Raw genomic sequence first — 15,424 nt, 5'->3', positions numbered from 1 at the left:
ACGAGCTTTCACCGGCTTGACTGCTACAAACGTTGGTACAATCTAGGTACGGAATGTTTGTGTCACGAAACGTAGGTGAAGAAGTTGGGCAAGCTCTCAGATTGGTTCTTCGGCCCTGAGCCGATGCCGTCTGAGGTGCGTGCCGAGACGCCACTCCCGAGCGATCCTCCGAACATCCTCCCGCCCTCGCGAGTGGCGTCTCCTCGTGCCGTCGGCCAGGGCGACGCACTCGGGCTCAGCATGGTCTTCAGAGCGGTCCAGATTCACGCAGCCGCAGCGAAGCAGCTGAGCCTCAAGGTCTATCGGGACGAGACCGAACTGCCGACGCCGACGATCATCAAGCGGCCTTCCCTCGGGATCACACGAAGCAAGTTCGTCGAGCGCGTCGTCGTCTCGCTGGCTGTCAAGGGCAACGCCTACCTCGGCGTCCACCGCAACGATCGCGGCATCGTCGATGACCTCACGGTGTGGAATCCCCATGACGTCCTGATCGACACGACCACCTCGGGCAGGGTCACCGGCTACCAGTACCTCGGGAAGACCTACAGCCCCGACGACGTCAAGCATCTCTCGCTGATGTCGGTCCCGGGATCGCCCTACGGTCTCGGACCGATCCAGGCAGCCCAGGCAGAGCTTCGCGGCGCGATCGACCTCCGCGACTACAGCTCCAACTGGTTCGAGAAGAGCCCTCAGCCGACCGGCATCCTCAAGAGCGACCAGGTGCTCAACTCCGACGCCGCAGCGGCAGCCAAGGAGCAGTGGGAGAAGTCCCAGGCCGGTACCCGAGGCGTCGCCGTCATGGGACAGGGACTCAGCTACGAGCCGGTCTTCATCAGCCCGGCCGACGCGCTGTGGATCGAGGCGCAGTCGTTCACTGTGACGCAGATCGCCCGCCTCTTCGGAGTGCCGTCCAGCATCATGCTCGCCACCGTCGAGGGCAACTCGCAGACCTATCAGAACGTCGAGCAGGACTGGCTGGGATACCTCCGGTTCAGCCTCATGAGCTACCTCACCGAGATCGAAGACGCGCTCTCAGAACTTCTCCCAGGCCAGCAGACGGTCCGCTTCAACGTCGAGGCCCTGCTCCGCGCCGACACGACCACTCGCTACGCAGCTCACAAGGTCGCGATTGAGGCCGGGTTCATGTCGGTCGCTGAGGTCCGCAAGATCGAGAACCTGCCTGCCCTGGACCTTCCCGCCACCGAACCGAAGGGGGCAGCTGATGACGAAGCGGCCTGACCACATCGAGCTTGAGACTCGAGAGTTCATCTTCCGAGCAGAGACCGTCGACACCGAGAAGCGCGAGATCAAGGGCACCGCCGTCCCCTTCAACTCGGACGCGAACATCGGTGACTACTACGTCGAGCGCTTCGCTCCTGGAGCTGTCCAGGACTCCCAAGGGGCGCTCCTGTACTGGCGGCACTCCGAGCCCATCGGCAAGCTCACCGCCTCGGGCGATTCCGAGGCCGGGTGGGACATCACCGCTCGCGTCTCCGAGACCACCCTCGGCAACGACGCACTGACCCTCGCCCGCGACGGCGTCGTCACCCAGCTCTCCGTTGGCTTCGAGCGCGGCGGGGAGTACACGACCGAGGAGCGCGAGGGCGACGTCCCGATCATCACTCGCACGAAGGTCAAGGTCCGCGAAGTCTCCCTCGTCCCGTTCGGTGCCTACTCCGACAAGGCGAAGGTCACCGAGGTCCGCGAGGACATCACCAACCCCCCAACCCAGAAGGAGGCCCCCATGGGCACCCAGATCACCCCTGAGGACCTCGCTGAGGTTCGCGCAATCGCTGAGGAGACCGAGCGCAAGGTCTCCGTCCTCTCCACGCAGAACCGCGAGGAGGAGGCCCCCGTCGACACCCGCTCCGCAGCTCTCGTCCTCAAGGCTCTCGTGGCCGGGGACGAGGCGACCACGAAGCGGTACAACGAGCTTCAGGAGCTGTCCCGCTCCGAGGAGCGCGCCTACACGGGCGGCACCACGGCCAACGCTCCTGTCAAGGACGGCTGGGTCGGTGACCTGACCCGCGTCTTCGACACCTCGTCCGGTGTCCTCGCGTCGATCTTCGCGACCGGCACGCTCCCGGCGACCGGCAACAACATCGAGTTCGCCCAGCTCAAGTCGAACACCATGCAGGTGGCTGAGCAGATCAACCAGGGCGACGACCTCGTCTACGGTGAGGTCTCGCTGGAGACGAAGACGGCCAAGGTCAAGACCTACGGTGGCCGCACCCAGATGTCCCGTCAGGGGATCGAGCGTGCGACCCTTCCCGTCCTGAACACCGCTCTCAAGGCCCTCTCGCAGGCTGCTGGCAAGCGGGCGAAGATCGAGCTGCGCACGGCGTTCAACACCCTCGTCGCGGAGCGGACCGCGATCGCCGCGAACGGTGGCGTGGTCCTCCTCGGGGCAACCCTGGCCGCAGCGACCTGGCAGAACTTCGTCAACGCCCTCGTGGACGGCGCTGGCAAGTTCGAGGACAACGACCTGCCGATCGACGCACTCGTCGTCTCGTCCTCGGTCTTCAAGAAGATCGTCGGCCTGACCGGCTCGGACGGTCGCCCGATGGTGTCGTTCGACGGCTCGGGTGCGAACACCGTGGGTCGCCTCAACATCACCGCCCTCAACGGTTCGCTCGCAGGCGTCCCGTTCGTCCTCGACTCGGGACTGACCGGAGACTCGGCCAACCTCGTGAACGGTGACGCGATCCGCGTCTACCAGTCCGGCCTGGTCTCGCTCCAGGACGAGAACGTCGTCAACCTGACGAAGGACTTCTCCGTCTACCGCTACGGCGCGATCGCACCGGAAATCCCGGCTGGCGTCGTCCCGGTCAAGCTGGCTGCGAGCTAGTCATGACTGCGACCGCGCTCCTCAAGTACGTGAATGGCTCGTCCTCGGACCTGCCGTTTGCGGAGACCTGTTGGGACCAGGCGTCCGCGCTCGTGTCTCAGCACGTGAGGAGCGCGGTCGTCCCCGACTCGATCGTCGAGCGAGCAACCCTGGAGGTGGGCTCCGAGCTGTACCACCGTCGGCAGGCCCCCAACGGGATCGCCACCTTCGGTGGGATGGACGGTGGTCAGGCTATCCGCGTTGCTCGCGATCCCATGGTCGGTGCGTACCCGATCCTCGCTCCGTTCCTCGGGTTGGGGTTCGCATGATCGGCCCGCTGAAGGCAGAGCGTCAGTCGCTCAAGTCCACCCTCGAAGCCGCAGGCCTTGAGGCCTTCGACCACCTCCCAGCCCGCTACTCGCCTCCGGCAGCTGTCGTCCTCCCGGGGTCGCCTTACCTGGTCGCCGGTCCGAACTTCGGTGAGCACACCGTCACGTTCGACGTCGAGCTGATCGCAGCACGAGGCGACAACGAGGTCCAGACCGATCAGCTCGACGACCTCATCGACACCACCGTCGTCGCACTCCTGGAGGCGGGATGGGACCTGGGCGATATCGCCAAGCCGTCGATGCTCCAGCCCCGCGAGGGGGAGATGTACCTCGCCGTCCCCGTCACCGTCTCAACCCCGATCCGCTTCTCATAGAAGGAGATTCACCATGCCCGCCTCCACTCGCATCAAGGGCAACAAGCTCGCCCTGAAGCTCGGCACCCCTGCCGTCGATCACTGGCAGGACATCAGCCAGTACCTCCTCACGAACGAGGAGGCCGACGGCGACGTCACGACCTTCGCGGACGCTGCTGCTGGCGGCTCGCGTCAGTACCTCCTCAACCTCACGGGCGTCCAGTCGCTCGACGCCGCTGGCTTCTGGCGTCTCGTCTGGGACAAGTCGGGCACTGACGTCCCGTTCACGATCGCTCCCTTCGGCAACGCCTCGCCGTCCGCGACTCAGCCGCACTTCACCGGCACCGCCACCGTCGGCCCGAAGCCGGACCTCGGCGGCGAAGCGGGCAACGGCTCCTTCACCTTCGAGACGTCGTGGAAGGTCATCGGCGTCCCGGTCATGGTGACGGCCTAACCATGTCCGACTTCGAGGTCACGAACGGTCTTTCGCGAATCCGGGTCACCGGGCTCCGTCGGACCCTTCGTGCCCTCGAACGGGCCGGGGCGGACGCTCAGGACATGCGTGACCTGATGCACAGCATCGGCAACATCGTCGTCCAGGCCGCGAACGTCCCGTCCCTCACCAACCGCCTCGCAGGCACTGTCCGGGCTGGACGCGGCAAGACCAAAGCCGTCGTCCGAGCCGGTGGCGCACGAGCACCCTACGCGGGCGTCGTGCACTACGGCTGGCCCGCTCGGAACATCTCCCCGCAGCCCTTCCTCTCCCAGGCCCTCCAATCCGAGCGCTCCGACATCTTCGCGGCGCTGGAGCAGGGGATCGAAGAGATCACCCGGCGCAACGACCTCACGTAACACCCAACGAAAGCGAGAACACATCATGTCCTTCGACATCAACCGCCTGACCCTCGGAGAGATCGCCAAGGTCGAGGAGCTGTCCAGCCTCAGCATCTCCGCGATCTCCAACGACTCCGCTCCCAAGGGCCTCCAGCTCGCCGCTCTCGCCTTCGTCGCGAAGAAGCGTCACGACCCGACCTACCTGTGGAACGACGCCCTCGGCCTGTCCATCGACGAGGCCAACTCGATCCTCGGTCTCAACGGGGATGACGAGGAGACCGACCCAAAAGAGACGGTCGAGCAGCCGACCCCTTCCGAGAAGACCCCGCCGAAGAAGTAGCTCGCGCTCGCGCTGAAGACCTCGCCTACTTCGTGGTCCACCTCGGTATGAGCCCAAGCGAGTACTGGGCTCTCACCGGCCTCCAGCGCGAAGCGATCATCCAGGTCGCCAACAAGCGCAAGCACTAGACCCCTGGTCCCGGTCCCTCGCTCCGGGGCCAGGGACCCACCCAAGAAAGGACGGACACCATGGCCGGACAGACCATCCTCGTATCCGTCCTAGGCGACACCGCACCCCTGAAGAAGTCTCTCGACGGCGTCGAAGGCATCACCGGAGGCCTGAAGAAGGGCCTCGCCGGTCTCGCGATCGGAGCAGGTGTCGCGCTCGCCGGAGCAGGCCTCGCCGTCGGCAAGTTCCTCGGGGACAGCTTCAAGGCCGTCGCTGAAGTCGAGCGCATCAGTGCCCAGACCACAGCGGCAATCGAGTCCACAGCGGGAGCGGCCGGCCGATCGATCGGTGACATCACCGGCATGGCTGACAGCCTCGAAAAGCTCACCGGCATCGAGGCTGAGAACATCCAGTCCGGGCAGAACCTGCTGCTGACGTTCACGAACATCAAGGGCACCAACTTCGACGCGGCGACGAAGAGCGCCCTCGACATGTCCGTCGCCATGGGCACCGACATGACCTCCGCTGCCACCCTCGTCGGTAAGGCCCTCAACGACCCGATCAAGGGCATCGGAGCTCTGTCGAAGGTCGGCGTCCAGCTCACCGAGGATCAGAAGGCCCTCATTGCTCAGCTCGTCCAGACGGGCGACGTCGCCGGTGCTCAGGGCGTCATCCTCAACGAGCTGAACACTCAGTTCGGCGGCTCCGCTGAGGCCTTCGGCAACACCTTCCTCGGACAGTGGGAGAAGGTCAAGAACAGCTTCGGAGACCTGGGGGAGCGGCTGGTCACCGGCCTGCTGCCTGCTGCTACCGGAGTGCTCGGCTCCGTCAACACGCTCCTGACCGTCATCGGAGACAGCCCCGCTTTTCAGAAGATGATCGACGGGATCAACGGCTTCGTGACCGGACTGACCTCCGGCTCGTCGCCAATCGCAGACTTCATCTCGAAGGCGATCGATCTCGTCACGACCGTCTCCCCGCTCGCGATCATCTTCGAAGCGCTCCAGCCGATCCTGCCGCAGCTCGCTGAGGCATTCGGGGAGCTGGGCGGGGTTCTCTCCGACACCCTTGCGACGATCCTGCCGCAGCTCATCCCGCTCGCCGTCCTACTGGCAGAGTCTCTGTCACAGGTCTTCGTGGCGCTGCTCCCGCTGCTGCCTCCGATCGTCGAGCTGGCTACCGCGCTCATTTCGCTGCTGGTCCCGATCCTCGAACCGCTCATCGGACTCCTGACCGCGCTGCTCCCTCCGATCACGGACCTGCTCACCAACGGGCTCGGCCTCATGATGCCCGTGTTCATCATCTTCATCGACCTGATCAAGCTCGTCGCTGACCTGCTCGGGGTGGCTCTGACCGGCGCTGTGAAGGCCTTCGGTCAGCTGCTCCAGGGTGACTTCCAGGGCGCCCTTCAGACCGTCTCTGAGGGCTGGACGAAGACCTGGGACCTCGTGAAGGGCTTCTTCGACGGCGTCGTCAACACCATCAAGACAAAGGCCGCTGGCATGGTGAGCTTCTTCACCGAAATGGCCTCGAACATCGTGATGACAATGGTCCGGTTCAAGACCGGTGTGGCTGAGGCCGTGTCGAACGTGGTCGGCTTCTTCGTCGCTCTGCCCGGCCAGGTGATGGGCGCGATCGGTGGACTGCTCGGTTCGCTGGCCGACTTCGGTAAGCAGATCATCTCCGGTCTCGTCGGCGGCATCTCCGGCATGGCGAACTCCGTCATCAACGCCGTCAAGCGCGTGATCGGTGACGCGATCTCCTTCGCGAAGAAGCTCCTCGGGATCGCCTCGCCGTCGAAGGTCTTCCGGAAGATCGGTGATTGGACGGTCAAGGGTCTCGCGAAGGGCCTCCGCCAGATCGCGCCGATCAACTCGGCCATGTCCTACCTGAGCGACGCAGTGACCAACGGTTTCGACCCCAGCTTCTCCATGAGCCCCGCATCGTCGCTCAGCGGCTCCGGAGCGGGCTACGGCGGAGGCAACACCTACAACGTGACCGTGCAGGCGGTTGCTCCCAACGCAGAGGTGGGCCGCGCAGTCGTGGAGTCCATCGAAGAGTTCGAACGCCTCAACGGAAGGGCAGCCTGATGACCAATCTCATCGGTACCATCGACGACTTCGGTCCCCAGGGCCTGGAGTCGAAGACCGGGGCTGTCCTCATCCTCCGGCTCGACCAGTTCGACCCTTACGGCGTCAGCACGAAGGAATGGCGCGTGCCCTTGATCGGCGGGGCATTCACGACGATCCTCCCGACGCTCCACGACGGTTCGATCTACCTCCGCGCCGACGGCGTCACCGGCTTCCCCAAGGGAATCCACTTCGCCAACTACGCGGGGGAGGGCAACGTCACCCTGACCCAGCTCCTCACCGATCGGAACTCGGACGGGACCGCTCGCTACCTCGTCGATCCGTCCACCCTGGAACCGCTCCAGGCTCCTCAGGCCTCCGTAGCTCAGATCCTTGCTCGTGCTCTCCGGGCGGCTCAGGACGCTGAGGCTGCTGAGGAGTCCGCCGACCGCGCTGGGACCTCAGCGTTCAACGCTGGAAGCTCCGCCACCTCGGCCCTCGGTCATGCCAACGAAGCTCTCGACGCTGAGGCAGCCGCAAAGACCTACCGGGATGAGGCGATCGGAGTTGCTGACTCCTCGGTCATCAACGCCACGAAGACAGTCTCCGGCGATCAGTACCTCGTCAAGCTGAACCGGAAGAACGGCCCGGACATCGACCTCGGGGACCTGCGAGGCAAAGAAGGACTTCCAGGGCTCAACGGGGCCGGGGTGCCATGGGGTACCAACCTCAGCACGTCCGACCTCGACACCGTCACTACGCCAGGCGTCTACCGTCAGCCAACCGCAGCCTCGGCCACTCTCGCCCGGAACTACCCCGTCGCCGGAAACCAGGGAGTTCTTGAGGTGTTCGAAGTGAGCAGCGTCTCGGGCGTCGTCCAGCGCTTCACTTCTCAGGGCGGCGCGACCGGGATCATGCGCGGCTTCCATCAGCGACGCCGGAACTCCGCAACGTGGGAGGCGTGGCGCTTCATCGCGACCCAGCGGGTGGACAACACCGCAGGTCGAGCCATTTACACCTGGGACGACCTCAACGGGCGCGAACAGCTCATCTACGGAGACACCGGCTACCGGAACATCAAGGACTCGATCACGCTCGACGCCGTGCTTACGACGCTGGGGATCGCTTATCTGTCTCGTCAGGGTGCCTACGTCGAGCTACAGCTCTCCGGCCTCAACAAGACGGCAGGCTCGACGACCTTCACAGGAGTCATCCCGGCTGGCTTCCGTCCCTCCACGGCCAACGCGTCAGCAGTCGGACACGACTCGGGCGGCAACCTCCCGTCCGTCACGGTCACCAACGCTGGGGCTCTCATCGTCCGCAGCTCGACCCCGGTCAACAACGGAGGCGTAACCATCTCATTCCGCACCAACGATGCCTGGCCAACGACCCTCCCCGGCTCCGCCGCTGGATCGATCCCCAACCTCTAGGAGCTGTCATGGACCTGCACACCCTCACTGACGATGAACTCTCCGACCATCTCAACGCCGTCCTCGCTGAGCAGGAGCGCCGTCAGCGCCTCGCTACGATCCCGACGACCATCAGTGCGCTCGCCGCCCAGTACGTGGCCGGGGGCGGCAACCCTGACGATCTGAGCCTCGAATGATCCGCGAGTATCCCGTCATCGACACGCTAGACGTCGCGTACCAGGAGCGGTCGGGCCGGTGGGTCGATCTCAATGCAAAGGCGACCCGCGTGGACGTCACGCGCGGCGGGAAGCGACAGGGCGTCTCGAACAAGATCGAGGTCGGCACGGCATCTGTGAGTCTCGTCGGAGACCTCGACGTGGACGCGTCAGCAGCGCTCCGGCCGAACACTCCCGTCCGTATCGCAGCCCGGGACGGCCTCCCCGGACTGTCGATCTACACGCTGCCTTCCCCGGCGATCTCGGACTCGGGATGGGTTCGATCGTTCACGAGTGGTGTGACGCCCGTTGCTGCGCTCCAATCCCGTCCTGCCGTCGGGGACGTCCCCGCTGGGAACCGACAGACCTACGGCTTCACCGTTGGGTCATCAGGCAACAACCTGTTCCAGCAGACCCTCATGTACCGCATGGTGTGGGGAGGCAACTTCCAGCCGGGACGCCGCTACCGGGTGACCGCCCGAGCGATCGACCATGTCGCAGGCAACAACGCTGCGATCCGACTCGTCGCGACGAACTACGCAGTCTCAGGGCACAACCTCGAAGTCTTGGGTCGGGGTCGACTGAAGAACTCCAACGCCTACACTCCGGTCCCGGCGATCGAGTTCGTCATGCCCGCCGAACTGACCGGCTCCTACCTGAACATCGGGTTCGGAATGGTGGAGTCTCTTCCCTGGCAGGGCGGCTCATCCGGTACCTTCATGGGGATCAGCCTGGCTGAGTTCAAGATCGAGATGCTGCCTCAGGAGCCCTCAGCCGTCTTCACCGGCAGGCTTGCCGACCTCACGCAGCGGAACGAACTCGACAAGGACACCGGGGACGTCCGCACCTTCACAACGGTCCTCGTGACTGATGCCGTCTCGATCCACGCGAATACCCCTCGCTACGGCGCTGTCACCGAGAACGGCAGCGGCTTCGAGGTGTGGGAGAACCGGATCAACCGTCTCGCTGCCAGCGCTCAGGCACCCGTCTACGTGCCGAAGGAACAGGCGGAGCGAGGCATCTACACCGCCAACGGCTACCAGGCATGGACGGCGTTGTCAGCGAGCCTCGCGCCCAACAACCCCGCAGCGTGGACCACGCTCCTCCCTTCTCGCGAAACGTGGCCGGAGAAGCAGTGCTGGTACGTCGAGTACTCCAAGACGGGGTCCTCCGCGACGTACCCGATCGGCACCCTCGGCATCCAGCGGACTTTCACCGGCCTCACCAAGGGATCGACTTACCGCGTCGAAGCGCACGCGTCCCGAGCAAGCTACTCCCAAGTCACCGCCATGCGAATCGGTGTGGCCGGACTCGGCGCAGCAGCATCCACACCGGTCGCCGCTGATCCGGCATCTACCCGTCTGACCGCGTACCAGTTCACCGCAACCGGGACGAGCCACACCGTCCAGGTGACCAACTCCACGGCAGTCACGCTCGCTCCTGGAACCACCGGGTACGCCGACATGGCGGTGATCGGCGTCAAGATCACGCAGACAGGCGTCCCGTCGCCCTACCGCCTCCAGGACATCGTTTTCGAATCGGACCTCGCCTCACACTTCGACCTCGCGTCCAACTCCGTTGGCGGTCGCTGGTGGGTTGATCAGCAGGGCGTTACCCAGTTCCGACAGGGGACTGAGCCGGAACCACTCAAGGGCACCTGGATCGACCGCCCCGCGCTCACCCCCGGGACCTTCGAGTATGTGGATGTCCAGACCGCCTACGACACCCGATCTCTCGTCACCGCGCTCGAACTGGCGCAGAAGGGCCGCAAGGTCGACGAAGAGGGCAAGGACTCCGCCGACGACGTCTCCACGGTCTTCCTCGACGAGCCTGCGGTGAAGCGCTGGGGTGTCCGCTCCGACACACTGACGACCTCCCTGTACTCGGGCCAGGGGTTCGAGCAGTCGCCGCTCAGGCGGGCGCAGGGGGTCTTCACGGACTACTCCAACTCTCAGCGCACCATCACGGGCTTCAGGTGGAACGCGCAAGAGGACATCCGGCAGGCTCTCGCGCTCGACATCTACGACGCAGTTCGAGTCGAGCGAGGAGAGCTCCCCGTCACTGGCCGCATCATCGGACTCAAGCACTCGATCACGCCCACCCGCTGGATGATCGACGTCGCTCTGACGGATGTCCGCGCCGGGGTCACCTACGACGAGCTGAATGCCGCGATCGGCACCCGCACCTACGCACAGCTCAACACCCTCCTCGGTAACCGCACCTGGGCCGAACTCAACGCCGATCCATTGAACGGACTCACCTCATGAACAAGACCGCGATCTTCATCACCTTCGCCTGCCTCGCCGCGCTCGGAATCGCGGGGACGCTCATCCTTCAGATTCACCGTCCGGACGCGACGGCGACGTTCACGAGCTTCATCATCCAAATCCTGGGACTGGTGTCGCTCGCAGCGGCGACCTTCTACGGGTTCGGCAAGGCCAACGAGAAGACCGAAGCTCAGAACTCCAAGCTTGAGGTCATCGAGCGGAACACTAACGGTCGGCTCCACTCACGGGACGCGGAGATTCAGCGGCTCACGAACGTCCTCATCGAGAAGGGCATCGACCCCAATGAGGGTGGTCCCAAGCACTTGGCCTAGGTCAGATCGAACTCTTCGCTTCGCTTGCGGGATCGCCAGTAGGTGCGGATCGCCGGACTGACGGCAGCCGACATGTTCGTGTCGAAGGGGCCGTTTACGAGCCAATCGCCTACCTTTGTCTGGTCCTCGCTCAGTAAGGAGTTGAAGACCACGACTTCATGTAGCTCGTCGACGTCCGCGTCCTTCGGGCCGTGGTACGCAATCTGTAGGTCGTCCGCCCGCCGATCGTCGGTCTGCTTGCTCAAGTCAACCCAGTTGGAAACCGTCTTGGATACGCTGAATCTGCCGATGAAAGAGTCCCCAGCCTGGATGAAGATCTGCTTACCGACCCGCCGTCCATCTTTCCTAACCAAGGGCTTAGATGCGTGCAACTGGACACTTCCAGGCCCGTCGTTGTAGATGCTTACAGGAACGTTCGTCCGCAGAATGAGGTCTGCGTGGCTAGGCATCCGGAAGACTTCCGTGGCCGCGACCTCCTCCATCCTGAAGTTGACGAGCTTTTGCGCCTCCAAGCCAAAGCTGCCCTCGGACGTGACCCAAATTCTCGGCACACCACCTTCAAGCCGCGCGAGCTGGTTCTCGGTAAGCGCGCGTTGCGCAACGTCAACGGCGTTCTTCGATTCCTCTACCGACTTGCGGGTGAGCCAGGCTTGCCAAGCGATAACCCCGGCCGATCCCATGGCGATCAATGGGGCGGCATAATCCAGCCAGTTCGGTTCAGACGACAACACGAACGTGGGGTCAGCAGCAAGCGTGGCAATCCACGTCGGGTCGATCATGAACTAAATATGGCACACGCCTCGGTTGCGTTCGCGTAACCCTGTCGGAGGCGATCGTCATACTGAGGGGGTCCCCTAGACGGAAAGGTCGTCCCCAGTGACTGACGCAACAGAAGAAGCTCCTGTCCTGCATGACTACACCAACGATCCCGACGGCTACACGCGAAAGGACATTCAGGCTGTGGACTTCATGCTCCAGTCGTTTGTCGCTGGCGCGTTCGGCCTGGAGCAGGAGGACACCGACGCGAGTTTCGGGATCACTTTGAACGTGAGCGGGCTGGTCATCTCGGGAAACGCTATTCCCCTGGGGAGATGGACTCGGCTGACGCTGGAGAAGGTCAAGCCCAACTCGGAAGTCATGGCTGAAGCATTCACCATGATCACCGACTCGATGACCGAGGCGGTAAGCAAACGCTTCAAGCGCCGAACCGAAGCCAACCTCCCTACCCCGTACAACAAGTTCTTGCACCTGAAGGACGTCACGATCTTCACCCCGGGCGAAACCCTCCAGCCCGACCTGTGGAGAGTCAACGTGGAGCACGTCACCGGCTGGAACCTCGGAATGTTCAGCGCGGTTCCGCGCTAGCAGAGCAACACGAAGCCCCATCCAGCTCCGAACTGGGTGGGGCTTCGTGTTGCTCGCGACGGCGTGTCGGATTGTCAGATGTGAAGTGTTCGACGAAGGTGTTCGTCGCCCGTGGTGGGGTGTCGGAGCTGACGGACGTGGTCCTCGGCGAGGGTGATGTCCGCGACCTCGTGGAGCGGATGCTGCGTGCCACCGGTCGACGGGTCGATCTCGCGAACCCGTTCGTCGACGCGTCCCTTCCGGACGGCTCGCGCTTGCACGTCGTCATCCCCGACGTCACGCGTCGGCACATGTCCATCAACATCCGCAAGTTCTCCGCACGGATCCGTGATCTCGGTCAGCTGGTGGCCGCAGGGTCGATCAGCTATCAGGCCGCCGAGTTCCTGCGCGCGAGCATGACCGCGGGGGCGAACCTGCTCGTGTCGGGCGCGACGCAGGCCGGCAAGACCACGATGCTCGGCGCCCTCATCGCCTCATTGGACCCGGCCCTCCGCATCGTCACCGTCGAGGAGACCTTCGAGCTCGCGCCGGGCAACCGCGACGTCGTCGCGATGCAATGCCGACAGGCCAGTCTCGAGGGCACGGGAGAGATCACGCTGCGCCGGCTCATCAAGGAGGCGCTCCGCATGCGGCCGGACCGTATCGTCGTCGGCGAGGTCCGGGAGGCGGAGAGCCTCGACCTCCTGATCGCCCTCAACAGCGGATTGCCCGGGCTCTGCAGTATCCACGCGAACTCCGCGCGCGACGCGATCGGCAAGCTCTGCACGCTGCCACTGCTGGCTGGCCGGAACATCGACTCGGGGTTCGTGCGCCCGGCCGTCGCATCATGTGTCGACCTCGTCGTGCACTGCGAGCTCGACCGATCCGGACGCCGACGGGTGGCGGAGATCATCGCGGTCGGCGGGAGCGGGGAGTCCCACACGATCGAGGCCTCCACCCTCTTCGAGCAGCGCGACGGCGAGCTCCGCGCGACCGGTCGCTTCCCGCTGAACGACGCGAAGTACCGGGCGGCCGGGATCTCGCTCGCCTCGATCCTCGCCGTCGGCGAGCGATGAGTCTCGTCGTCGGAGCGGTCCTCGCCGCAGGCCTCCTCCTCACCGTCGCACCCTGGTGGTGGCCGGACCCTGAGCCACTGCGCGACACCCTGGAGCGGTGGAGGCCGGTCGCTGCGCTCCGCGAACTCCTGATCCTGGCCGGTCTGCCCGGTCGGTACTGGGCGGCCGCCATCGTGGTCTCCGTCCTCGCCGGGCTCGTCTCCGGCGCGGTGGTCCAGGCGCTCTGCCGTGTCCTGCCGCTGAGCGCCGTCGTCACCGTCACCGGACTCGTCGCCCCGGTGATCGTGCTCCGAGCCCGCGCCACCTCTCGACGTCGCCTGCAGCGGGGACTGTGGCCGGATGTCGTGGACCACCTGTTGTCCGCGATCCGATCAGGGCTCTCGCTCCCGGATGCGGTGGCCGCGCTCGACACCGTCGGACCCGCACCGCTCCGCCCGGCGTTCGCCGCGTTCAGCGCCGACTACCGTGCTGCCGGCCGCTTCGCCGACGGCATCGACGACCTGAAGACCGCGCTCGCCGACCCGGTCGCCGACCGCATCCTCGAGACGGTGCGCATGGCCCGCGACGTGGGAGGCACGGAACTGCCGGCGGTGCTCCGAGCGCTGTCCGCGGGGCTGCGTGAGGAGTCGGCCATCCGAGCCGAGGCTGAGGCCCGGCAGTCCTGGGTGGTGAACGCTGCCAGGCTGGGCGTCGCAGCACCGTGGGCGATTCTCCTGCTCCTGTCGTCCCGACCTGAGGCGTCCGCCGCCTACAACTCCCGTGAGGGAGCGGTCCTGATCATCGCCGGCGTCGTGGTCTCCGCCCTCGCGTACCAAGCGATGCTCCGCGTCGGACGGCTCCAGCCCGAACGACGGTGGTTCCGGTGAGTGCCGACGGAGCGTGGGCCGTCAGTCTCGGAGTGATCCTCGGGGTCGGCCTCTGGGCGCTCGCGATGCTCCTGCCGGCACTTGGACGACCGCGGCTCGCGGACCGCATCGCCCCCTATGTCGCCGACCTCTCCAGCGACGCCCGCTCACAAGCCGCGCGCCGTTCGACCGACCCGCTACCGGTCCTCGGCACCCTGCTGGTCCCGGTCCTCCGCGCCGTTCGATGGTCGCTCGGCCTGGTCGGCGCCGATCAGGAACTCGTCATCCGTCGATTGGGTCAAGCCGGGGGACCGACGCTCGAGCGGTACCGACTGCTGCAACTCCTGTGGGGGCTCGGCGGCTTCGCGGTCGCCGCGGCGCTCGCCGTGTTCTCCTTCAGCAACGGACGGCTGCCGCTCCCGTTCGCAGCACCGCTTCCCGCGGTCGGGGCGGTGGCCGGAATCGTCCTCCGCGACCAGCTGCTAGCGCTCGCCGCCAGTCGGCGCCTCGCGCGGATCGAGGAGGAGCTGCCGACGGTGCTCGAGTTCCTCAGTCTGAGTCTCGCGGCCGGCGAAGCGATCACGGACGCGATGGACCGCGTGGCGCGCATCGGGTCCAGCGGGGAGCTCGGCAGGGAGTTCCGCCGGGTGATGGCCGACGTCTCCACCGGTATCCCGTTCGCCACCGCACTCCGGCAGTTCGAGGCCCGACTCGCGATGCCGATGCTGTCGCGATGCATCGACCAGATCCTCGGTGCGCTCGAACGCGGCACACCGGTCGCAGCCGTGCTCCTCGACCACGCACACGACGGACGCGACACCGCCAAACGCCGTCTCCTCGAATCCGCCGGGAAGAAGGAGGTCGCGATGCTCGTGCCCCTCGTCTTCCTGATCCTGCCCCTGTCCATCATCATCGCCGTCTTCCCCGGGGTGTTCGTGCTCCGGACCGGCTTCTGACGAAAGGTTCCACATGTCCTCCCCCTCCTTCCTCGACCGCGCGTTTCACCGGAGTCGTTCCCTCCTCGCCGAGGAACGCGGCAACGTCTCGCAGGCTATGTGTCAAGCGCGTGTCTTATG

17 protein-coding genes are annotated in these 15,424 nt (G+C 65.3%); 16 read left to right on the top strand and 1 reads right to left on the bottom strand.

Annotated features, from left to right (window positions below):
* Window positions 1-84 precede the first annotated feature (84 nt).
* The 12 genes from IFU30_RS11005 (at window position 85) to IFU30_RS10950 (ending at window position 11,083) form a co-directional block, all read left to right on the top strand.
* Window positions 85-1,239, top strand: a complete 1,155-nt coding sequence (locus IFU30_RS11005) for a phage portal protein (protein WP_192005191.1) — start codon at window positions 85-87, stop codon at window positions 1,237-1,239.
* Window positions 1,223-2,848, top strand: a complete 1,626-nt coding sequence (locus IFU30_RS11000) for an HK97 family phage prohead protease (protein WP_192005190.1) — start codon at window positions 1,223-1,225, stop codon at window positions 2,846-2,848. Before IFU30_RS11005 ends, IFU30_RS11000 begins: the two co-directional genes overlap by 17 nt.
* 2 nt (window positions 2,849-2,850) lie before the next feature.
* Window positions 2,851-3,156 (top strand): hypothetical protein, encoded by a 306-nt coding sequence (locus IFU30_RS10995; protein ID WP_192005189.1) that lies wholly within the window; start codon window positions 2,851-2,853, stop codon window positions 3,154-3,156.
* Window positions 3,153-3,530 (top strand): hypothetical protein, encoded by a 378-nt coding sequence (locus tag IFU30_RS10990; RefSeq protein WP_192005188.1) that lies wholly within the window; start codon window positions 3,153-3,155, stop codon window positions 3,528-3,530. Before IFU30_RS10995 ends, IFU30_RS10990 begins: the two co-directional genes overlap by 4 nt.
* Window positions 3,531-3,543: 13 nt before the next feature.
* Complete coding sequence (locus IFU30_RS10985) at window positions 3,544-3,963, top strand: hypothetical protein (RefSeq protein ID WP_192005187.1); 420 nt, start codon at window positions 3,544-3,546, stop codon at window positions 3,961-3,963.
* Between the two features lie 104 nt (window positions 3,964-4,067).
* Entirely contained in the window at window positions 4,068-4,361 is a 294-nt protein-coding gene (locus IFU30_RS10980; protein WP_192005186.1) for a hypothetical protein, read from the top strand.
* A gap of 25 nt (window positions 4,362-4,386) precedes the next feature.
* Window positions 4,387-4,683 (top strand): hypothetical protein, encoded by a 297-nt coding sequence (locus IFU30_RS10975; protein WP_192005185.1) that lies wholly within the window; start codon window positions 4,387-4,389, stop codon window positions 4,681-4,683.
* 188 nt (window positions 4,684-4,871) lie between these two features.
* Entirely contained in the window at window positions 4,872-6,881 is a 2,010-nt protein-coding gene (locus IFU30_RS10970) for a phage tail protein (protein ID WP_192005184.1), read from the top strand.
* The gene (locus IFU30_RS10965) at window positions 6,881-8,290 is read left to right on the top strand and encodes a pyocin knob domain-containing protein (RefSeq protein ID WP_192005183.1); all 1,410 of its coding nucleotides are present in this window, start codon (window positions 6,881-6,883) and stop codon (window positions 8,288-8,290) included. The genes IFU30_RS10970 and IFU30_RS10965 overlap by 1 nt, the downstream gene beginning before the upstream one ends.
* An 8-nt stretch (window positions 8,291-8,298) precedes the next feature.
* Window positions 8,299-8,466, top strand: coding sequence for a hypothetical protein (locus tag IFU30_RS10960; protein WP_192005182.1), 168 nt, complete (start codon window positions 8,299-8,301; stop codon window positions 8,464-8,466).
* 89 nt (window positions 8,467-8,555) lie between these two features.
* Entirely contained in the window at window positions 8,556-10,751 is a 2,196-nt protein-coding gene (locus IFU30_RS10955) for a hypothetical protein (RefSeq protein WP_192005181.1), read from the top strand.
* A complete protein-coding gene (locus IFU30_RS10950) occupies window positions 10,748-11,083 on the top strand; it encodes a hypothetical protein (protein WP_192005180.1) in 336 nt (111 codons plus the stop codon). The genes IFU30_RS10955 and IFU30_RS10950 overlap by 4 nt, the downstream gene beginning before the upstream one ends.
* Here the strand turns inward: IFU30_RS10950 and IFU30_RS10945 are convergent.
* Window positions 11,080-11,862, bottom strand: a complete 783-nt coding sequence (locus IFU30_RS10945; RefSeq protein ID WP_192005179.1) for a hypothetical protein — start codon at window positions 11,860-11,862, stop codon at window positions 11,080-11,082. The two genes, IFU30_RS10950 and IFU30_RS10945, sit on opposite strands and share 4 nt — an antisense overlap.
* 97 nt (window positions 11,863-11,959) lie before the next feature.
* Between IFU30_RS10945 and IFU30_RS10940 the strand changes: the two genes are divergently transcribed.
* From IFU30_RS10940 to IFU30_RS20680, 4 genes are all read left to right on the top strand, one after another.
* A complete protein-coding gene (locus IFU30_RS10940) occupies window positions 11,960-12,448 on the top strand; it encodes a hypothetical protein (protein ID WP_192005178.1) in 489 nt (162 codons plus the stop codon).
* 80 nt (window positions 12,449-12,528) lie between these two features.
* Window positions 12,529-13,503 carry a CpaF family protein gene (locus tag IFU30_RS10935; protein ID WP_342450850.1) on the top strand — a complete coding sequence of 325 codons (975 nt, stop codon included), beginning with the start codon at window positions 12,529-12,531 and terminating at the stop codon, window positions 13,501-13,503.
* Window positions 13,500-14,369: a type II secretion system F family protein gene (locus IFU30_RS10930; RefSeq protein WP_192005177.1), complete on the top strand. Its 870-nt coding sequence runs from the start codon at window positions 13,500-13,502 to the stop codon at window positions 14,367-14,369. The genes IFU30_RS10935 and IFU30_RS10930 overlap by 4 nt, the downstream gene beginning before the upstream one ends.
* Entirely contained in the window at window positions 14,366-15,304 is a 939-nt protein-coding gene (locus IFU30_RS20680; RefSeq protein WP_192005176.1) for a type II secretion system F family protein, read from the top strand. Before IFU30_RS10930 ends, IFU30_RS20680 begins: the two co-directional genes overlap by 4 nt.
* The last annotated feature ends 120 nt before the right edge of the window (window positions 15,305-15,424 follow it).

Origin of the sequence: Plantibacter sp. CFBP 8798 (assembly GCF_014841195.1) — a bacterium.
GTDB lineage: Bacteria > Actinomycetota > Actinomycetes > Actinomycetales > Microbacteriaceae > Plantibacter > Plantibacter auratus.
This window is presented reverse-complemented; position numbering and strand designations above follow the sequence as displayed.